Source organism: Bradyrhizobium rifense, from assembly GCF_008123425.1.
GTDB classification, from domain to species: Bacteria; Pseudomonadota; Alphaproteobacteria; order Rhizobiales; family Xanthobacteraceae; genus Bradyrhizobium; species Bradyrhizobium rifense.
The window spans coordinates 31,114-51,082 of the sequence record NZ_VSSS01000009.1 but is presented as its reverse complement, the minus strand read 5'-3'; the positions used below and the strand labels follow the sequence as shown (position 1 = coordinate 51,082).

General features: G+C 64.3%; 20 protein-coding genes. 12 read left to right on the top strand and 8 right to left on the bottom strand.

Annotated elements, in window-relative coordinates; genetic code table 11:
* The first annotated feature begins 219 nt into the window (after nucleotides 1-219).
* The 3 genes from FXB40_RS04300 to alr all read left to right on the top strand — a co-directional run bounded on the left by FXB40_RS04300 (nucleotide 220) and on the right by alr (nucleotide 5,066).
* Entirely contained in the window at nucleotides 220-1,470 is a 1,251-nt protein-coding gene (locus FXB40_RS04300) for a cyclopropane fatty acid synthase (protein WP_187436659.1), read from the top strand.
* Nucleotides 1,471-2,230: 760 nt separating this feature from the next.
* Nucleotides 2,231-3,742, top strand: coding sequence for a replicative DNA helicase (locus tag FXB40_RS04290; protein WP_148770965.1), 1,512 nt, complete (start codon nucleotides 2,231-2,233; stop codon nucleotides 3,740-3,742).
* A gap of 46 nt (nucleotides 3,743-3,788) precedes the next feature.
* The gene (gene alr / locus FXB40_RS04285; RefSeq protein WP_187436658.1) at nucleotides 3,789-5,066 is read left to right on the top strand and encodes an alanine racemase; all 1,278 of its coding nucleotides are present in this window, start codon (nucleotides 3,789-3,791) and stop codon (nucleotides 5,064-5,066) included.
* 12 nt (nucleotides 5,067-5,078) lie between these two features.
* Here the strand turns inward: alr and FXB40_RS04280 are convergent, their stop codons facing one another.
* Nucleotides 5,079-5,297 (bottom strand): cysteine rich repeat-containing protein, encoded by a 219-nt coding sequence (locus FXB40_RS04280; protein ID WP_148770963.1) that lies wholly within the window; start codon nucleotides 5,295-5,297, stop codon nucleotides 5,079-5,081.
* Nucleotides 5,298-5,338: 41 nt separating this feature from the next.
* On the opposite strand from FXB40_RS04280, the gene FXB40_RS04275 reads away from it, so the two are divergent.
* Nucleotides 5,339-6,109, top strand: a complete 771-nt coding sequence (locus tag FXB40_RS04275; protein ID WP_148770962.1) for an exodeoxyribonuclease III — start codon at nucleotides 5,339-5,341, stop codon at nucleotides 6,107-6,109.
* Nucleotides 6,110-6,258: 149 nt separating this feature from the next.
* Here the strand turns inward: FXB40_RS04275 and FXB40_RS04270 are convergent, their stop codons facing one another.
* From FXB40_RS04270 to FXB40_RS04250, 5 genes are all read right to left on the bottom strand, one after another.
* Nucleotides 6,259-7,074 carry an SGNH/GDSL hydrolase family protein gene (locus FXB40_RS04270; RefSeq protein ID WP_148770961.1) on the bottom strand — a complete coding sequence of 272 codons (816 nt, stop codon included), beginning with the start codon at nucleotides 7,072-7,074 and terminating at the stop codon, nucleotides 6,259-6,261.
* Nucleotides 7,075-7,171: 97 nt separating this feature from the next.
* Entirely contained in the window at nucleotides 7,172-7,540 is a 369-nt protein-coding gene (locus FXB40_RS04265; RefSeq protein ID WP_148770960.1) for a GFA family protein, read from the bottom strand.
* A gap of 84 nt (nucleotides 7,541-7,624) precedes the next feature.
* Nucleotides 7,625-7,972, bottom strand: a complete 348-nt coding sequence (locus FXB40_RS04260) for a hypothetical protein (RefSeq protein WP_148770959.1) — start codon at nucleotides 7,970-7,972, stop codon at nucleotides 7,625-7,627.
* Nucleotides 7,973-7,998: 26 nt separating this feature from the next.
* The gene (locus tag FXB40_RS04255; RefSeq protein WP_148770958.1) at nucleotides 7,999-8,178 is read right to left on the bottom strand and encodes a hypothetical protein; all 180 of its coding nucleotides are present in this window, start codon (nucleotides 8,176-8,178) and stop codon (nucleotides 7,999-8,001) included.
* A 160-nt stretch (nucleotides 8,179-8,338) separates the two neighbouring features.
* Nucleotides 8,339-8,647, bottom strand: coding sequence for a hypothetical protein (locus tag FXB40_RS04250; protein ID WP_148770957.1), 309 nt, complete (start codon nucleotides 8,645-8,647; stop codon nucleotides 8,339-8,341).
* Between the two features lie 185 nt (nucleotides 8,648-8,832).
* Between FXB40_RS04250 and FXB40_RS04245 the strand changes: the two genes are divergently transcribed.
* The 8 genes from FXB40_RS04245 to FXB40_RS04210 all read left to right on the top strand — a co-directional run bounded on the left by FXB40_RS04245 (nucleotide 8,833) and on the right by FXB40_RS04210 (nucleotide 17,157).
* The gene (locus FXB40_RS04245) at nucleotides 8,833-9,561 is read left to right on the top strand and encodes a sulfite exporter TauE/SafE family protein (protein WP_148770956.1); all 729 of its coding nucleotides are present in this window, start codon (nucleotides 8,833-8,835) and stop codon (nucleotides 9,559-9,561) included.
* A gap of 16 nt (nucleotides 9,562-9,577) precedes the next feature.
* The gene (gene radA, locus FXB40_RS04240) at nucleotides 9,578-11,026 is read left to right on the top strand and encodes a DNA repair protein RadA (RefSeq protein WP_148770955.1); all 1,449 of its coding nucleotides are present in this window, start codon (nucleotides 9,578-9,580) and stop codon (nucleotides 11,024-11,026) included.
* Between the two features lie 168 nt (nucleotides 11,027-11,194).
* Entirely contained in the window at nucleotides 11,195-11,824 is a 630-nt protein-coding gene (locus FXB40_RS04235; protein ID WP_148770954.1) for a CvpA family protein, read from the top strand.
* 27 nt (nucleotides 11,825-11,851) lie between these two features.
* Entirely contained in the window at nucleotides 11,852-13,363 is a 1,512-nt protein-coding gene (purF, locus tag FXB40_RS04230) for an amidophosphoribosyltransferase (RefSeq protein WP_148770953.1), read from the top strand.
* 10 nt (nucleotides 13,364-13,373) lie between these two features.
* Complete coding sequence (locus FXB40_RS04225) at nucleotides 13,374-13,727, top strand: immunity 8 family protein (RefSeq protein WP_187436657.1); 354 nt, start codon at nucleotides 13,374-13,376, stop codon at nucleotides 13,725-13,727.
* Nucleotides 13,728-13,796: 69 nt separating this feature from the next.
* Nucleotides 13,797-14,540, top strand: a complete 744-nt coding sequence (locus FXB40_RS04220) for an SDR family NAD(P)-dependent oxidoreductase (protein ID WP_148770952.1) — start codon at nucleotides 13,797-13,799, stop codon at nucleotides 14,538-14,540.
* A 78-nt stretch (nucleotides 14,541-14,618) separates the two neighbouring features.
* The gene (locus FXB40_RS04215; RefSeq protein WP_148770951.1) at nucleotides 14,619-15,764 is read left to right on the top strand and encodes an NHL repeat-containing protein; all 1,146 of its coding nucleotides are present in this window, start codon (nucleotides 14,619-14,621) and stop codon (nucleotides 15,762-15,764) included.
* Nucleotides 15,765-15,930: 166 nt separating this feature from the next.
* Entirely contained in the window at nucleotides 15,931-17,157 is a 1,227-nt protein-coding gene (locus FXB40_RS04210) for an ABC transporter substrate-binding protein (protein WP_148770950.1), read from the top strand.
* Nucleotides 17,158-17,289: 132 nt separating this feature from the next.
* On the opposite strand, the gene FXB40_RS04205 is transcribed toward FXB40_RS04210, so the two are convergent.
* Nucleotides 17,290-18,546, bottom strand: a complete 1,257-nt coding sequence (locus tag FXB40_RS04205; RefSeq protein WP_148770949.1) for a TCR/Tet family MFS transporter — start codon at nucleotides 18,544-18,546, stop codon at nucleotides 17,290-17,292.
* Entirely contained in the window at nucleotides 18,543-19,925 is a 1,383-nt protein-coding gene (gene der, locus FXB40_RS04200; RefSeq protein ID WP_148770948.1) for a ribosome biogenesis GTPase Der, read from the bottom strand. The genes FXB40_RS04205 and der overlap by 4 nt, the downstream gene beginning before the upstream one ends.
* Nucleotides 19,926-19,969: the final 44 nt, after the last annotated feature.

Below are 19,969 nucleotides of genomic sequence, written 5' to 3'. Positions count from 1 at the left end.
GCGGCGGTCACCTTTTAGCCGATTGCGCTGCGAATGGAAGCGCACTCATCAAGCATGTGATTACGCGTTTTTCGAATATCGGGTTTGAACACAACGCATTAGCGGTCCGGGAATAGGCTGCCTAGATTTACATGCGAACGCATGGGAACCATTATAGTCCCACGTGTGACGGCCGGGTTTGTTCGCTTCTTTTCGGGTTCGCTCGAGAGGTGTGTGTCGATGGACCGCTTGTTGCGCAAGTTCTTGTCCCAATTCATCCGCCGCGGGTCGATGACGGTGACCACGGCGGGCGGAATGAAGTTCGCCGTCGGCGACGGCTCCGGCGAGCCGGTCGAAGTCCGCTTCGTCACAGCCGACGCACAACGGAGAGTCCTCATCAATCCCGAGCTCGGGCTTGGCGAGGCCTATATGAACGGCGAGTTCGTCGTCGAGCGCGGCAGCATAGCAGATGCCCTCGCGATCCTGCTCGATCAAGCCGACCTGTTGCCGCACTGGGCAAAGCCCTGGTGGCACCTGCGCTATCTCGTCCGGCACCTGAAGCAATTCAATCCGCGGGCACGCGCGCGCAGCAATGTCGCGCATCACTACGATCTCGATGCGCGGCTCTATTCGCTCTTCCTCGACGCCGACAAGCAATATAGCTGCGCCTATTTCGAGACGCCGGAAACGACGCTCGACGACGCGCAGCTCGCCAAGAAGCGGCACGTCACCGCAAAGCTGCTGGTCAGTCGTGGCCAACGTGTGCTCGACATCGGCTCAGGCTGGGGCGGGCTCGGCCTCTATCTTGCCGAGATCGCGGGCGCCGACGTGACCGGCGTGACGCTGTCGACGGAGCAGTTGCAGGTTGCGAATGCGCGCGCCGCCGAAAAAGGCCTGACGCGACAGGCGCGCTTCCTGCTCCAGGACTATCGCGACATCGATGGCCCATTCGACCGCATCGTCTCGGTCGGCATGTTCGAGCATGTCGGAGCCAGATTCTACGACACTTACTTCAAGCGCTGCGCCGAACTGCTTAGCGATGACGGCGTCATGCTGCTGCACTCGATCGGCCGCTCGCAGGGGCCGGATTCGACCAATCCCTGGATCGCCAAATACATCTTCCCGGGCGGCTACATCCCGTCGTTGTCGGAAGTGCTCCCCGCGCTCGAGAACGCCGGGCTATTGGTCTGCGACGTCGAGATCCTGCGCCTGCACTACGCCGAGACGCTGAAGGCCTGGCGGGAACGTTTCTTGGCCCGACGCGAGGAAGCCGTGCAGCTCTATGACGAGCGCTTCGCGCTGATGTGGGAGTTTTACCTCGCCGCCTGCGAGATGACGTTCCGCAAGCAGGGCATGATGAACTTCCAGCTCCAGCTCACCAAGCGCCAGGGCGTGGTCCCGATGATCCGCGACTATATCGCGCACGAAGACGCCCGGCTGCGCGCCCTCGAGGGTGGCGCCAAGCCGAAGCTGAAGCTTGCTGGTGAATGAGTTCTAATGACGCAGGGTCGAAATCGGCGGGATCCGGAAAGACGCCGGTAACGCTAGCTGGGCTCGCAATGCCGCGAGGGTCTCAGGTGCGACAGGCAGACGCCGCTGCTCGGGCCGCGCGGCATGCTCCATGGCCACGATCAGCCCGGACAGCCAAATCCGGCTGCCAGCCTCGCTTTGCCAAACCTGTCGCTGCCGTTCTGGCCGCATCGCTTGCTTCGTCTCCCTGGTGGCAGGTTACGGGAGTCAATCCCCCATCCGCCATTCCTGTTCCGGGGTACCCCGAAAGAATCCGGGGCGATGTGATCTGCTTCACATAAGTCTGGTCGGTCCTGGCCTAGATCGTCGCCATGAGCAAAGAGACCCAAACCTCATTCGACGTGCAGGACGACCTCCGCACCGATTACGCCCTGATCGCCACCGGCGTCGGCGCGGCCCTGGTTGCGCTGGTCTACCTCCTGCTGGTCTGAAACCGGCGCCGAAAGCGGCCAGCGTGCGTCATTTCGCGCGCTCTTTGATACGTCTGCGCCTCAATCCATAAGGTTCACGGCATCCGGATTTTTCCGTGGTGCGGTCGCGGCCACTTCCAGCGCCGGCGAGTTCCGCAAAAGTCCGTCAAGCGCGGCGCATGCTGCGACCGCTAATCATCCACCATTTTTAATGATCGGTTGATAGCGACGAGCTTTTGCTTCCGCTTCGGGCTGCGTCGGCGCTTTATCCCGGCCCCGCATCCGCCCCAGAAAATTGCTATCGCTCGATCATGGCCCTGACTGATTCGAACGTCCTCAAACTCGCGCCCGAAGCCGGAACTCCGGCCTATCGGAGCGCGCCGCACAATATCGAGGCGGAACAGAGCCTTCTGGGCGCGATTCTGGTCAACAACGACGCCTTCTATCGTGTCTCCGACTTCCTGGAGCCGAAGCACTATTTCGAGCCGCTGCACCAGACCATCTATGAGACCGCCGGCAGCCTGATCCGGATGGGCAAGATCGCCACGCCCGTCACGCTGAAGACGTTCCTGCCCGCCGACACCGACGTCGGCGGCATGACCATCGGCCAATATCTGGCGCGGCTCGCGGCTGAGGCGACCACCATCATCAACGCCCAGGACTATGGGCGCACCATCTACGATCTTGCGCTGCGTCGCGACCTCATCGGGATCGGCGAAGACATGGTCAATGTCGCCTATGACGCGCCGGTCGATTTCGCGCCGCGGGCGCAGATCGAGGATGCCGAGCGCCGCCTCTATGAACTCGCCGAGTCCGGCCGTTATGACGGCGGCTTCCAGAAATTCTCGCAGGCGTTGGCGGTCGCGGTCGATCTCGCGGCAAAGGCGTTCCAGCGTGACGGAAAGCTGTCCGGCATCTCCACGGGTATGCGCGACCTCGACACCAAGATGGGCGGCCTGCAGCACTCCGACCTCATCATCGTGGCCGGACGCCCCGGCATGGGCAAGACGTCGCTGGCGACCAACATCGCCTACAACGTCGCCAAGGCGTATGTCGCCGAGCTCCAGGCCGACGGCACCATGAAGGCTGCCAATGGCGGCGTGATCGGCTTCTTCTCCTGCGAAATGTCGGCCGACCAGCTCGCCACGCGTATCGTGGCCGAGCGCACCGGCATTCCCTCCTCCCACATCCGCCGCGGCGGCATCTCGGAAGCCGATTTCGACAAGATCCGGGAGGTCTCGATCGAGCTGCAGTCGCTGCCTTTCTACGTCGACGCGACCGGCGGCCTGTCGATCGCGCAGCTGATGGCGCGCGCGCGCCGGCTGAAGCGCCAGAAGGGCCTCGATCTGCTCGTGATCGACTACATCCAGCTGCTCTCCGGCTCAGGCAAGCGCGCCAGCGACAGCCGCGTGCAGGAAATCACGGAGATCACGACGAGCCTGAAGGCGCTCGCGAAGGAGCTCAACGTCCCCGTGATCGCGCTGTCGCAGCTCTCGCGTCAGGTCGAATCCCGCGAGGACAAGCGACCGCAGCTCTCCGACTTGCGTGAATCCGGATCAATCGAGCAGGACGCCGACGTCGTGCTGTTCGTTTACCGCGAGGAATATTACCTCGCGATGAAGGAGCCGCGCCCGGGCACGCCCGAGCACGAGAAATGGCGCCTGGACATGGACCTTGCGTACGGCAAGGCCGAAGTCATCATCGGCAAGCAGCGCCACGGCCCGACAGGCACTGTCGATTTGGCGTTCGAAGCCTCGGTCACGCGGTTCGGCGACCTCGCGCCTGACAGTCAGATGCCGGCGCGCAGCGGCAACGATTACTGAGTTCCTTGAACCAAGCCTGCCACTTGCGTAAAACGGCGCCATGGCAATGGCGTCCGACCCGAACATGATCCCGCAATCCGGCCTTCTCTCCGCGGAGGCCAATCAAGCTGCCGCGCTCGCAGCCCACGGCGGCGTGCTCACCGTCGATCTCGACGCCATCATCGCCAACTGGCGCAAGCTCGAGAAGACCGCCGTGCCGGCCGAGTGCTCGGCGGTGATCAAGGCCGACGCCTATGGCTGTGGCACCGCGCAGGTCGCGCATGCGCTGAACAAGGCCGGCTGCAAGACCTTCTTCGTCGCCACCATCGAGGAGGCACGCACCGCCCGCGCGGCGGTGCCGGACGCCACGATCTATGTGCTCGGCGGGTATTTCCAGAACACCGGCGAGCACTACGCCAAGATCAACTGCCGTCCCGTGATCGGCGACCTCAACGAGCTCGCCGAATGGGACGTGTTCTGCCGCCGTACCGGCTGGTCCGGTGGCGCCGCGATCCACATCGACACCGGCATGAACCGGCTCGGGCTGACGCTTGCGGAAGCGCAGGCCATCATCCCCCGCATCAATGCCGGCGATCACGGCATCACGCTGGTGATGAGCCATCTGGTCTCGGCCGAGCAGCTCAACAGCCCCGTCAATGCCAAGCAGCTTGGGGCCTTCCGCAGCATCGCCAGCGAATTCTCCGGCGTGCCGGCGGCGCTTGCGAATTCGTCAGGCATTTTCCTTGGTGCGCCCTTCCAGTTCGACCTGGTTCGGCCGGGCGCCGCGCTCTACGGCGTCAATCCGACGCCGGAGGCCGACAATCCGATGCAGCCCGTGGTCGATCTCAAGGCACGCATCGTGCAGATCCGCACCATCGAGCGCGGCGAAAGCGTCGGCTATGGCGGCACCTGGACGGCGCGACGACCGACCAAGCTCGCGATCATAGCGGTCGGCTATGCCGATGGTTATTTCCGCGCGGCCAGTTCCAATGACGGCACCCGCGGCGCCGAGGTGATCGTTGCCAGCAAGCGCTGTCCGGTGGCGGGCCGCATCTCGATGGACCTGATCGCGATCGACATCACCGACCTTCCGCCGAACGCGGCGCGTCGCGGCCACATGGTGACGTTGCTCGGCGATGGCATCACCGTCGACGAGTTGGCTCATCATTTCGGCACGATCGGCTATGAGGTGCTGACCAGCCTCGGCCACCGCTACGCCCGCGTCTACAAGGGCGGCAATGTCGTGGAGCCGCTGGCAAAGCCGGAGCCCGCGCAGGCAGCCGAACAGCCGCCCTCCCCGCCGCCGGTCGAGCAGCCGACAAGCCCGCCGCCACTGCCGGGCTGAGCTGTCAGCCGCTTACTTCTTCTTCCTGCTGTCGAGCGCCGCCTTGCAGGTCGCGCTGAGTTGGTCACGCTTGCCGTTCAAGCACGCGACGATGCCGCCGCCAGGCGCGATGCCGGCGCAGAATTTGTCGTAGTCCGCCTTGCATGCGCCGCGCGGATCGGCCGATTGTGCGGAAGTGGCCCCGGAGAGTGCGACGACGAATGCGATAGCGGCAAAGCTCAACTTGGACATTGTATCTCCGGTGTCGGGACGTGCGAGGCGATCAGCTCTACATGAAGATTGCGACATTCAACATCAACAACATCAACCGCCGCCTGCCCAATCTGCTCGCATGGATGCGCGCGGCCAAGCCGGATGTCGTCGCACTCCAGGAGTTGAAGGCAAGTGATGGCGAATTTCCGGCAGCGGCAATCGAAAAGGCCGGCTATGGCGCAGTCTGGCGCGGACAGAAGACCTGGAACGGCGTCGCCATCCTCGCCCGCAACGCCGAGCCGGTGCTGACGCGCGACCGGCTGCCGGGACGGCCCGAGGACCACGAGGCGCGCTACATCGAGGCCGCCGTACGCGGCGTCATCGTCACCAGCATCTACTTGCCGAACGGCAATCCGCAGCCTGGGCCGAAGTTCGACTACAAGCTGGACTGGCTTGCGCGGCTGAAACGCCACGCCAAAACCTTCATCAAGCAGGATATTCCCGTGGTGCTCGCCGGCGACTACAACGTCGCGCCGACGGCGATCGACATCTATCCGACGCGCTCATGGGACAAGGATGCGCTGATCCAGCCGAAAAGCCGTGCGGCGTTCGCCTCGCTCGTCGAGCAAGGCTGGTGCGATGCGATCCGCGAGCTGCACGGAGACGAGCGCATCTACACGTTCTGGGATTACAAGCGGAATCGCTGGCCCCGCGATGCGGGCCTCAGGCTCGACCATCTGCTGCTCAGCCCTGCCCTCGTCTCACGCCTGGCAAAGGCCGGCGTCGACAAGACGGTTCGTGGCGAGGATAGTGCGAGCGATCATGCGCCGGCCTGGGTGGTGCTGAAATAAACGATGGTCTCGTAGGGTGGGCAAAGCGACTTGTCCGCCATAGCTCGAAGAGCGAAGGCGGAAGCGTGCCCACCAAATTCGCCTACGGAGACAGGTCGTGGGCACGGCGCAAGCGCGCCTTTGCCCACCCGATTGGCGGCCCGGTTCAATCACCGCCCGTAATAATCCTGCACCGTGTCCCATGCCGCCTTCTGCAGCAATTGCACCGTCTCCGGATCGATCCCCATCGTGTAGGAATTGCCAACCGGCGAGCGGCCGGTCAGCGCGGCCAGCGTGACACAGGCCGCGAGATAGGTGCCGGCGGGGCTCGGGTGCCGCTTGTCCGGCGCATAGAGATTGAGCTCGGGCTGCAGCTTGCGGACGCGCGCGAAGGCGAGACCCGCGGGAATAACGAGCGCATTATTCGCGTTGCCGGCGATCGTATAGGCCTCGGCCAGCCCTTCCGTCATTTCCGGCTTGTCGAGATAGGCCCAGGACATGAACAGCACCGGCCGCATGTCATGAGCGCGTACGATCTCGCTGTCCTTCTTGGCGAAGGTGGTGAAGGCGTCCTTCAGCTGCGGATGAATCGGACACTGGCTGCAATCCATCATGACGACCGTGTCGAACTGCCTGCCCGGCTTGTTGAAGACGACAACGTTCTGGTCGTCGAAGGAATAGGCGCCCAAGCCGCCCGGCCGCAGCAGATTGTCCATGTCGTGCCAGTCGAGGCCGGAACCGCCGATCGTGGCCATAGTGTTGCGATAGGCCGCCTTGTTGGCATCATCCGCGGCCCGCTCCATGAAGGAGAGATGCCCGGGCATGCCGTTGTTGTAGTAGAAGAAGCTGTTGCCGACGAACAGCGTGGCCTTGGGAAAGTCCGGTCCGAGCGTTGTGACCTTCGGCTTGGTCTGCGCTTGCACATTGAAACCGGCTGCAACGGCCAGACACATTGCGAGCACGACTCGCGCAAAAAGACGCACCATGGCTTCCTCCCCTTTTTCTTGGGCCGGAAACAAATCAGCTTTCCCACGCCGGCTCAAGGGGACGGGTGTGCAAGCAGATATGCGCGAGGCTGCGTGCTTACCACAAATTCTTACCGTCAATCGTGTTGACCGGCACGGCCTCCAGATCGAAATCGTCGAACAGGCGCGCATTCACCGCGACCTTGGGATTGTCGAAATCGGGCTTGCCGGTCGACCACTCCGGCGACTCCGAAAAGGTGCCGCAGCCGCAATTCGCGCAATGGTGATGTTTGACCGTGCGGCTCGCCCAGAGATAGGTCGCGACATTGTCGACGGGCGACAGCAGACGAAACTGCGCCGGCGGGTAATAGGCCCACAGCGCGCCGCGCTTGGCGCAGAGCGAACAGGTGCAGCGCGTCACGCTCGAAGGCGCCTCTGTCACCTCGAACACCGTCTCACCGCAATGACAGCTTGCCTCGATCGGCATGACCCGCTCTCCGTTTTGTCAGGAGGTGGTCATAGCCCGGCCCTGCTGCCAACATGCTGTCAGCAGCGGGATCAGCAGCGTTGCTCACTTTGGGCTCGCCACCGCATGGGCTGACAATTGAGCATGCCCTTTCGAGGCCTCGCAGCTTGCGCTCGCGATCCTTGGCAGCGCCACCGGCGGCAAGCTGTTGGTGATCACGATCCCGCCATCCCCGGCTGCCGTGATGTCGCTCTCCACATCCAACGTGGCAAAGCCGCTGATCTCGCCATGCGAAATGATCGACGTGCTGGATGCGGCTGCGGTGGATGTCGATTTGGACTTGGTGACGGTGGTGAACGAGCCGGAGCCGGTCACGTCCTTTTTGGCCGTGGCCAACGCGCCGGTCAGCTCCCAGACATAACCGACGCCCTTGAAATCGATCGCCAAATGCACGTGATCGCCGGGCGCAAATGACGCGCTCAGGACGGCGGTATCGCCCTGCCGGCATCGGCCGCGAATTCCCTGCAACTCGTCGCAATCACAGTCCGCCGTTCGCGGTTCGGCGCATTGAGCAATAACAGCCCTCCCGCGAGGACAACAATCACCGCCAGGAACGCAATGGTCCGGGCCGCCCAGTCCAGCCGCCTGCTGTCGCTCAAAATGGCCTCCGACAATGTGGGTGCCAGGCGCACGCGTCTGTCGGCGGAACGGACGTGGGGTAGCTGCAGGCGCTAGCCCGGCATCATCATCCACCGTCTGTCGCCCCCACCGCGCGGCGGGTTCATGATGACGGGTGAGCCCCGGGGGCTGCGCGAAGTCTCAATTCGCGGACAGGCGCTTGGCGTTGGCGGCCACGTGCTCGCGATAGCGCTGAACGACCGCAGCCGGCGTTGCGCCCGAGAGCAGGCTCGCAAATGCCTCTAAAGCGGCGGCGACCTTCTCGCTGACCATCAGCACGGCCTCATGCCCGGCAGCCTCATCGCCATGGCTGAGCTTCTCGCAGCGGAGGCGAACCACTTCGCTCGCTTCGACCGCAAGCATCGCGCCGGCGTACCAGGGAAAGCCGTTGTCGGATCCGCTGAGCACAGCATGACGGTCGAGCACGGAGAATGAATGGTGGTCGGGCATCACGGACCTCAAATTCTTTGAGCGACGCTCCGATCAATACGCTTCAAATTCTAAGGATCAGGCCGGGGAACTGGTCGGATTGGTGACGGGCGTGACACCGGCGGTTAACTACGGACCGGCCGGCATCCCCATTCGCGCTCTGCCCCTCCTCCGGCTAAACTTTGCCGATTCCCGGAGCCCCGCCCTTGGCCTTTCTCTTCGTCCTCAGCGTCGGCCTGATCGCAGGCACCATTTCCGGCATCGTCGGCACGGGCTCGTCGATCATGCTGATGCCGGTGCTGGTCTATGCCTATGGGCCGAAGGAGGCCGTGCCGATCATGGCGGTCGCTTCCGTCATGGCAAACCTTTCGCGCATTCTAGCGTGGTGGCGCGAGGTCGACTGGCGGGCCTGCCTGGCCTATTCGGTCACCGGCATTCCGGCCGCGGTGCTGGGCGCACGGACGCTGCTCGCCCTGCCCTCGCACGCCGTCGATCTCACCATCGGCATCTTCCTGATCGCGATGGTGCCGGTGCGACACTGGCTGGCGCGGCACGACCTCAAGGCCAATCTCTGGCATCTCGCGATCGGCGGCGCGATCATCGGCTATCTCACCGGCATCGTGGTCTCGACCGGACCGCTCAGCGTGCCGCTGTTCCTGTTCTACGGCCTCTCCAAAGGCGCCTTTCTCGCGACCGAAGCCGCCGCCTCGCTCGGCATCTACTTTGCGAAATCCGTGACCTTCGAGCGTTTTGGCGCGCTGACGCAGGATGTCTTCATCAAGGGCCTGGTCGCAGGCTCCTCACTGATGGCCGGCGCTTTCATCGCGAAGCGCTTCGTGCTGCACCTGAAGCCAGAGATGTTCCGTATGGTGATGGACGCGATCATGGTCGCGGCGGGGCTCTCCATGCTATGGAACGCTCTGCAATCCCCCTGAGCACCGATTCATCCCCATGGCCAAGAACACGCTTTCCTTTGTCTGCCAGAACTGCGGCGCGGCCTATAACCGCTGGCAGGGCAAGTGCGAGTCCTGCGGCGAGTGGAATACGCTGGCCGAGGAAGACGCGACCGGCAGCGTGCCGGTCTCGATCCGCTCCAAGCGCAAGGGCCGGACGTTTGCGCTGGAGAGCCTCGCGGGAAAAAGCCCTGACGCGCCGCGCCTGTCCTCGGGCATGACCGAGCTCGACCGCGTCACCGGCGGCGGCTTCGTCCGCGGCTCGGTGCTGCTCGTCGGCGGCGATCCCGGCATCGGCAAATCGACGTTGCTGACGCAGGCGACCAGTCTGATGGCGCGTGCCGGCCACCGCATCGTCTACATCTCCGGCGAAGAAGCCATCGCCCAGGTGCGGCTGCGCGCCGAACGGCTCGGGCTGTCGGATGCGCCCGTGCAGCTCGCAGCCGAGACCTCGGTCGAGGACATCGTCTCGACGCTGTCGGAAGGCGCCGTCCCCCGGCTCATCGTGATCGATTCGATCCAGACCATGTGGACCGACACGGTGGAATCGGCGCCCGGCACGGTGACCCAGGTGCGCGCCTCGGCGCAGGCCCTCATTCGGTTCGCCAAGAAGACGGGCGCGGCCATCATCCTGGTCGGCCACGTCACCAAGGACGGCCAGATCGCCGGCCCTCGCGTCGTCGAGCACATGGTCGATGCCGTGATGTCGTTCGAGGGCGAAGGCTCGCAGCAATTCCGAATCCTGCGCGCCGTCAAAAACCGCTTCGGCCCGACCGACGAGATCGGCGTGTTCGAGATGACCGGGCTCGGCCTGCGCGAGGTCACCAACCCGTCCGAGCTGTTCCTGTCCGAGCGTGACCTCGGCACACCAGGCACCGCAGTCTTCGCGGGCATCGAGGGCACGCGGCCGGTTCTGGTCGAATTGCAGGCGCTGGTGGCCCCGACCTCGCTCGGCACCCCGCGCCGCGCCGTGGTCGGCTGGGATCAGAGCCGGCTTTCGATGGTGCTGGCGGTGCTGGAAGCTCATTGCGGGGTTAAGCTCTCCGGCCACGACGTCTATCTGAACGTCGCGGGCGGCCTGCGCATCCATGAGCCGGCAGCCGATATGGCGGCCGCGGCGGCGCTGGTTTCCTCCCTGGTTAACGCGCAGTTACCCACCGATGCGGTCTATTTCGGCGAGATTTCGCTCTCCGGCGTCATCCGCCCGGTGGCGCAGACCCCGGCCCGGCTCAAGGAAGCGGTCAAGCTCGGCTTCAAGCGCGCCGTGCTGCCCGAATCGGCCCGGGGCGGTGATGCCAGCGGTGACGCTGGACTGACCCTGAACGCGGTCAACAGCCTGACGACATTGGTCGCTGAAATCGCCGCCAAGGGCTCCCGCCGTGGCGACTCGAACCCGCCTGCGGAGAAAAATGCCACACCGGCAAGATTCCGCCGTGGAGAGGGGTAGCTGGAGGTGACGTCAAGCGTCCCCACAGCTATACAGCCGTCACAAAAGCAGCATGGGATTGCGTTGTTGCGGCCTTGCCGGGAGCGCCGTCTGGCCTTCAGTTAGGGCGGCGGCCAAACACCGATTCGCTGAGCACCCTTTGAGAGTACGAGCGGACCAGACCAGCCGATGCCAGTTACACTCCTCGACCTGATCCTGCTCGGTGTGATGCTGATCTCGGGCCTGCTTGCCATGGTCCGCGGCTTCATGCGCGAAATCCTCTCGATCGCAGCCTGGGGCACGGCGGCGATCGTGACGCTGTACTCGTTCTCCAAGCTGCTGCCGACCGCGAAGACCTATTTCAACAACGACACCATCGCGAGCGTAGTCGTGGTCGCTGGCGTGTTCGTCGGTACCTTGGTCGTGGTCTCCGTGATCACAGTCCGGATCTCCGACATGATCCTGGATTCGCGCATTGGCGCGCTGGATCGCACCCTTGGGTTCCTGTTCGGGCTGGCTCGCGGGCTCTTGATCGTCGTGGTGGCCTTCCTGTTCTTCACCTGGCTCGTGCCGGACAAGCAGCGCCCGGACTGGGTTTCGGGGGCAAAATCGCGCGTGGTGCTCCAGGGAACCGGGGATTGGCTGATGTCCCTCTTGCCGGATGACCCCGAGAACACCATCTTGAAGAGATTCAAGAAAAACAAACCAGATGATGATCAAGCTGATACCGAACAGCAGCCTTCGGGCACTGGTGACGGATACAGCAAACCTGCTCGTGACAGCCTCAAGAAGCTGATCGAGAAACCTGCGGCGCGTTGATTGAGCCAACAGAGAGGCGCGGACGAGATGCGACACCCTGACCAGGACGCCCAACTTGATCTCGATACCGGCCCGGCCGCACTAGAGCTTCAGGACGACCTGGAGGGCGATACGCTCCGCGAGGAATGCGGTGTGTTCGGCATCTACGGCCACCCTGATGCCGCCGCCATCACCGCACTCGGTCTTCACGCCCTTCAGCACCGCGGCCAGGAAGCCGCCGGCATCGTCTCCTACGACGGTAGCCGCTTCCACAGCGAACGCCGCCTCGGCCTCGTCGGCGACACCTTCTCCCGCCGCGAGGTGATCGACCGCCTGCCCGGCAACATGGCGGTCGGCCATGTCCGCTATTCCACGACCGGCGCGACCATCCTGCGCAACGTGCAGCCGCTGTTCGCGGAGCTCAATGCCGGCGGCCTCGCGGTCGCCCACAACGGCAACCTCACCAACGGCCTGACGCTGCGCCGCGAGCTCGTGAAGCACGGCGCGATGATGCAGTCGACCACCGACACCGAGGTGATCCTGCATCTGGTCGCCCGCTCCAGACGCGCCCGCTTCATCGAGCGCTATATCGATGCGCTGCGCGAGATCGAAGGCGCCTACGCGCTGGTCTCACTCACCAACAAGAAGCTGGTCGGCGCGCGCGACCCGCGCGGCATCCGCCCGCTGGTGCTCGGAGACCTCGACGGCTGCCCGATCCTGACGTCGGAGACCTGCGCGCTCGACATCATCGGCGCGCGCTTCGTGCGCGACATCGAACCCGGCGAAGTCATCGTGTTCGACGAGAGCGGCCAGGACATCCACAAGCCGTTCCCGCCGATCGCGCCGCGGCCCTGCATCTTCGAATACATCTACTTCTCCCGTCCGGATTCCATCGTCCACGGACGTTCCGTCTATGAAGTGCGCAAGGCCTTCGGCGCCCAGCTCGCCAAGGAGAGCCATGTGCCGGTCGACGTCGTGGTGCCGGTGCCGGATTCCGGCGTGCCCGCAGCGGTCGGCTACAGCCAGCATTCCGGCGTGCCGTTCGAGCTTGGCATCATCCGCAACCATTATGTCGGCCGCACCTTCATCCAGCCGACGCAGGCGATCCGCGAGTCCGGCGTGCGCATGAAGCATTCGGCCAACCGCGCCGCGATCGAAGGCAAGCGCATCATCCTGATCGACGACTCGCTGGTACGCGGCACCACCTCGAAGAAGATCGTGCGCATGATGCGCGATGCCGGCGCCAAGGAAGTGCATTTCCGCCTCGCCTCCCCGCCGATCCTCTATCCCGATTATTACGGCATCGACCTGCCCGATCGCGGCGGCCTCCTGGCCGCGACGCATTCGCTGGAGGAGATGCGCGAGATCATCGGCGCCGACTCGCTCGCCTTCCTATCGATCGACGGCATGTACCGCGCCATGGGCGAGCCCGGCCGCGACCCGGCCAATCCGAAATTCTCGGATCATTGCTTCACCGGCGCCTATCCGACCCACCTCACCGACCAGACCCAGACCGAGCCGCAGCCACGGCAGCTGTCGCTGCTGGCGGAGGCGAGCTGACGGCACGAACGTGGTCGTCGTCGCCAATCTCAGGCAGCTGTCATGCAGCGACACGCCATCGCTGGAAGCATTTCAGCCTGATGGGCCATTCGGCATTTACATCTGCGCAATGGTCGGCCCGGCTGGCGGGCCGGGCGAGGAATCCTTTGGATTCACTTTGTGCACACCGGAGTGGTTCGCGGACAACATGAAAGACGCTCATGTTCCGGGAAGACACTTCCTGTTCGTCAAGGAGTACGACTACCCTGCGCTCGAGCGATACGTGCGCGGCTATTGCCAAAGATGCATGGGCAACAGCTGGAAAGAGGTTGCCGAAAAAGTTGGCCTCCTCGGCTCTTGGGAGTTCGAGAACTACACACTCTGACCCCGATACGCGGTCGGATTTTGTCTCGGTCGGGCTTGCCCCGGCCATCCACGCCTGTAAAACGCGGCTATGACAAAGCCCCGCGCCAAACGCATCGCTCTCGTCACCGGCGCCTCGCGCGGCATCGGTTTTGCCACGGCACTCGCGCTGGCGAAGGCCGGAGCACATATCGTTGCCACTGCACGCACGCAGGGCGGGCTCGAGGAGCTCGACGACGAGATCCGCAAAGCAGGCGGCAACAGCGCTACACTGGTCCCGCTCAACCTCACTGATTCCGACGGCATCGCGCGCCTCGGCGCCGGCCTGCACGAGCGCTATGGCAAGCTCGACATTCTCGTCGGCAATGCCGGCGTGCTTGGCCCCTCCTCGCCGGTCGGGCATATCGAGCTCAAGACGTTCAACGACGTCATGGCCGTCAACGTCTCCGCGAACTTCCAGCTGATCCGCTGCATGGAGCCGCTGCTGAAGCAGTCCGACGCCGGCCGCGCCGTGTTCATCACCTCGGGCGCCGCCAACAAGGCGACTGCCTATGTCAGCCCCTACGCCGCCTCCAAGGCCGCACTGGAGACTCTGGCGCGTGCCTGGGCGCAGGAGACCGCGAACACGACACTCCGCGTCAACCTGTTCAACCCGGGCCCGATCCGCACGCGCATGCGCGCAACCCTGATGCCGGGCGAAGATCCCGCCACGCTCGAAACGCCCGAGCAGGTCGCCGCATTCATCGTGCCTATGTGCGCGCCCGACTGGACCGAGACCGGCAAATTCTACGACTACAAGACCCGCAGCCTGATGAGCTTCCGCTCGCCGGCCTGATTGACTTAAGCGCCTCCCCGCGATTGACTGCCCGCGCTCAAGCGGCAGCAAGCCGCAAGCCAAAAAAGGGAGGTTGCCATGGCGCCATGGCAGGATCGCGCACACTTCAACCGTTCGCTCGTACGCGTCTCTCAAGCTTTCTTCATCCTGATTGCAGCGATCGCATTCGCGCTTCCGAACGTTGCCAAAGCCGGTGACGTTCCGACCTTCGCGGTCGATGCCTCCTGGCCAAAACAGCTCCCGAACAACTGGATCATCGGCCAGATCGGCGGGATCACCGTGGACTGGCAAGGGCACATCTGGGTGATCCACCGTCCGCGCTCGCTGATCGACGGCGAGAAGGCCGCGACTCTCAACCCACCGCGGGCAAAATGCTGCGTGCCCGCGCCGCCCGTGCTGGAATTCGACGTCGACGGCAATCTACTGCGGTCCTGGGGTGGGCCCGGCGACGGCTATGAATGGGTCGGCCGCGAGCATGGCATCGAGGTCGACGAGCGCGGCTTTGTCTGGATCGGCGGCAATGCCGACAACGACAGCGCGATCCTGAAATTCACGCTCGACGGCAAATATCTCGGCCAGATCGGCAAGATCGCACCGCGCACCAACAGCAACGACACCACGCAGCTCGGCCGGCCCGCCGAGATCGCGATCGACAAGGACGCCAACGAGCTCTACATCGCCGACGGCTACGGCAATCGCCGCGTCATCGTGTTCGACGCCACCACGCTCGCCTACAAGCGGCATTGGGGCGGGCACGGCAAGATCCCGAACGACGACAAGCAACCGCCCTACGATCCGAGCGCAGCATCGCAGGAGCAGTTCGGCAATCCCGTCCATTGCATCAAGATTGCCAATGACGGCCTCGTCTATGTCTGCGACCGCAGCCAGGACCGCATCGAGGTGTTCAGGAAGGACGGCACCTTCGTGAAGGAGTGGATCTACGAGAAGGACAGCCGTGGCGACGGCGCGGTGTTCGATCTGGCGCTGTGGCCGGATCCGAAACAGACTTACCTGTTGAACGCCGACGGCACCAACAATGAGATCCGCGTCATCAAGCGCGAGGACGGCAGCGTGGTCGGCACCTTCGGCCACACTGGCCGCAACGCAGGTCAGTTCGCCCTGCTTCACGCCATGGCCGTCGACGCCAAGGGCAACGTCTATACCGGCGAGGTCGAGGGCAAGCGCATCCAGAAATTCAGGTTGACCTCGGACGCGCTCAAATAGCGCCTCAACGCATTTTGCCCAAAAGTTAACCGACGGATGACGCTACGACGCAGCGTCATCCGGCTTTAGGCGCATTGCCGCCGCCCTTGGGACCGGCTACGGAGTCCGGCGGAACAAGGCTCCGCAAGAGAGCCGTCCGCATATTTGACAATGGAGGAAACCCTTTATGACGACGACGTTCGCGCGCCGCTCTGCGGCCCTTCTTGCCTGCGCCGCTTTCGGTTTTGCCACATCCGCCTATGCCCAGGACAAGACTGCCACGATCGGCGTGCTCAACGACATGTCGAGCCTTTACGCCGATATCGGCGGCCCCAACGCGGTGATGGCAGTCAAGATGGCGGTCGAGGATTCCGGCCTGCTGGCGAAGGGCTGGAAGATCGAGGTTCTCAGCGGCGATCACCAGAACAAGCCTGATGTCGGCGTCAACATCGCGCGCCAGTGGATCGACACCCAGAAGGTCGACGCGATCGCCGATACGCCGAACTCCGGCGTGGCGCTGGCCGTCAGCAACCTCGTCAAGGAAAAGAACGCCGTCCTGCTTAACAATGGCGGCGCCAGCGCCGACCTCACCGGCAAGGCCTGCAACGCCAACACCATCTCCTACAGCTACGACACCTACATGCTCGCCACCGGCACCGGCAAGGCGCTGACCAAGGCGGGCGGCGACACCTGGTTCTTCCTGACCGCCGACTACGCCTTCGGCGCTGCGCTGGAGCGTGACACCAGCGCGGTCGTCACCGCGAACGGCGGCAAGGTGTTGGGCGGCGTCAAGCATCCGCTCAACACGTCGGACTTCTCGTCCTTCCTGCTCCAGGCGCAGAACTCGAAGGCCAAGATCGTCGGACTCGCGAATGCCGGCGGCGACACCACCAACTCGATCAAGCAGGCGGCCGAGTTCGGCATCGTCGAGGGCGGCCAGAAGCTCGCGGCGCTCCTGCTGTTCATCAATGACGTGCATTCGCTGGGCCTTAAGACCGCCCACGGCCTGACCTTCACCGAATCCTTCTACTGGGACCTGAACGACAACACGCGTGCCTGGTCGAAGCGCTTCCAGGAGAAAGCAGCCAACAAGGCGATGCCATCGATGACCCAGGCCGGCAATTATGCGGCCGTGTTGCATTATCTGAAGGCGCTCGAAGCGCTCGGCGGCAATCCGCATGACGGCGCCAAGGTCGTCGCCAAGATGAAGGAAATCCCGACCGACGATCCGCTGTTCGGCAAGGGCCCGCTGCGCGAGGACGGCCGGCGCATCATCCCGGCCTATCTGTTCGAGGTGAAGAAGCCCGAGGAGTCGAAGGGCGCGTGGGACTATTACAAGCTGGTGGCGACCATCCCGGCGGAAGACGCGGCCAAGCCGCTCAAGGACAGCGAGTGTCCGCTGGTGAAGAAGTAAGAGAGCCGATACTGCCAGGGTGGGCAAAGGCGCGAAAGCGCAGTGCCCACCATCTCGCCGCAAGCGAGGAAGCGGTGGACACGCTTCCGCCTTCGCTCTTCGAGCTACGGCGGACAAGTCGCTTTGCCCAACCTACGAGACCGTCTTCGTCGCAGCCAGGGCCCGAACGGCGATGGCAACGCACAGCACCATCAGTGCCGCAGCAAGCAGAAACGGTGCACCGGGCAGATGCAGCGGCGCGCTGCCGCCGATGAAATATGAGAACGTCAGCGTGAATAGGAACGGGCCCACGAGCTGAGCCACGCTCTGTACGCTCGAGGTCGCGCCCTGCAACTGGCCCTGCTGATCCGGCGCGACCAGCCGCGTCATCAACGCCTGGAGCGCGGCGCCCGCAATTCCCCATAGCGACATCACGGGAATGCCGAGCCAGAACAGCAGTCCGGTCGGCGCGCTGCCGAAGATCGCAAAGCCGACGGCCCCGCAGCACAATCCCAGCAGCAGCGTGCCACGCTCGCCGAGGACGCGCACGATCGGGCCGATGGCGAGCCCCTGCACCACCATGGCGCAGACACCGACCATCGCGAGCGTCAGTCCGACGGTCTTGGAATCCCAGCCATAACGATAGGTCGCGTAGAGCACGAAGGTCGACGGCAGCACGACATGGGCGACCTGTGCGATGAAGTTAACCACCGATAGCGCCGCCAGCCCCGCGTTGGAGCGCAACAGATGCACCGCTCCGACCGGATTGGCGCTGGTCCAGCGGAACGGCGCGCGCTTCTCCCGCGCCAGTGATTCCGGCAGGATCAACAGGCCATAGAGCGCATTGGCAAAGCTCAAACCCGCCGACGCCCAGAACGGCAATCGCGGATCGATATCGCCGAGCAGGCCGCCCAGCGCCGGGCCGAGGATGAAGCCGGCGCCGAACGCCGCACCAATTTTGCCGAACACCGCCGCGCGCCGCTCCGGCGGCGTGATGTCGGCGATATAGGCGAACGCGGTCGAGATGCTGGCCGAGGTGATGCCGGAAATCACGCGGCCGACGAACAGCCAATTCAGCGATGGCGCGAGCGCCATCAGCACGTAGTCGGCGGCGAGTCCGAAATTCGACAGCAGCACCACCGGCCGGCGCCCGAAGCGGTCCGACAGCGCGCCGAGTAGCGGCGAGAATACGAATTGCATCAGCGCCCAGGCAGTGCCGAACAGGCCGAAGATGCGGGCTGCATGCGCCGTGTCGTTGCCGACAAAACTCTCGATCAGCTTGGGCAGGATCGGCATGATCACGCCGAGCGCAAGCATGTCGAGCAGGATGGTGACGAAGATGAAGGCGACCGCACCGCGCCGGACAGGCGCAGCGCCTTGCGCTATCGCCTCGCCGGCCTCTCCGGTCACGACGGCCGCTTGCGCTTGTGCGCGAAGGGATTGGCCTTCTCGCGCAAGGTGATGCGCACTGGCGTACCAGGCAGGTCGAAGGCCTCACGCATCGAGTTGATGAGGTAGCGCAAGTAAGACTGCGGAACTGCGTCCGCGCGCGAGCAGAACAGCACGAAGCTCGGCGGGCGCGCTTTGGTCTGCGTGATGTAGTTCAGCTTCAGCCGGCGGCCGGACACCGCGGGCGGCGGATTGGCCTGGACCGCCTCCTCGAACCAGCGGTTCAATGCCGCAGTCGAGACGCGCTTGTTCCAGAGCGCGTAAGCGTCCTGGATCGCCTGCATCAGGCGATCGATGCCTTCGCCCATCAGGCCGGAGACGGCAACGATCGGCACGCCCTTGACCTGCGGCAGCCAATGGTCGGCGTCGCGGCGCAACGTCGAGATCGCGCCGCCGCCCTTGGTCTCCATCAGATCCCATTTGTTGACCGCGAGCACGACGGCGCGTCCCTCGCGCTCGATCAGGTCGGCGATCCGCAGATCCTGTTCCTCGAAACGGTTCTGCGCATCCATCATCATCACGACGACTTCGGCAAAGCGCACCGCGCGCAGCGCATCCGCAACCGAGAGCTTTTCCAGCTTCTCCTCGATGCGCGAGCGCCGGCGGAGACCTGCGGTATCGAACACGCGAAATTCGCGGCCCTTCCAGTTGATCTCGACCGCGATCGAATCGCGCGTGGTGCCGGCTTCCGGGCTCGTCAGCAGGCGCTCCTCGCCGAGCAGATGGTTGATCATGGTCGACTTGCCGGCATTGGGACGGCCGACGATGGCAACCCGGATCGGACGCGTCGCGGCCTCCTCCTCGGAGAGTGGCTCGTCGTCCTCGGCCTCATCTTCGTCGACAGGCGCCGGCATCAGCTTGGCGAGCTCGTCGTACAGCTCGCCCATGCCCTCGCCGTGCTCGGCCGAGATCTGGATGGGATCGCCGAGGCCGAGCGCAAAGGACTCCATCGCGCCGGCATCGCCGTGCTTGCCTTCGCTCTTGTTGGCGACCAGCAGCACCGGCTTGTTGGCCTTGCGGGCGAAATCGGCGAAGGCGCGGTCAGTGGGTGTGAGGCCGATTCGGGCATCGATCACGAAGAACAGTGCATCGGCCTGCGCGATCGCCGCCTCGGTCTGCTCCTGCATCCGCGCCGTCAGCGAGCCCTTGGCGCCTTCGTCGAGGCCGGCCGTGTCGATGATGGTGAATTCGAGATCGCCGAGCCTGGCCTCGCCTTCGCGGCGGTCGCGGGTGACGCCGGGCAGATCATCAACAAGCGCGAGCTTCTGTCCCACCAGGCGGTTGAACAGCGTCGACTTGCCGACATTGGGTCGGCCGATGATGGCGATCGTAAAGGACATTGGTCATTCGTGCGCCGTCGAGGTAGCGCCTGTCAAATCGGTGA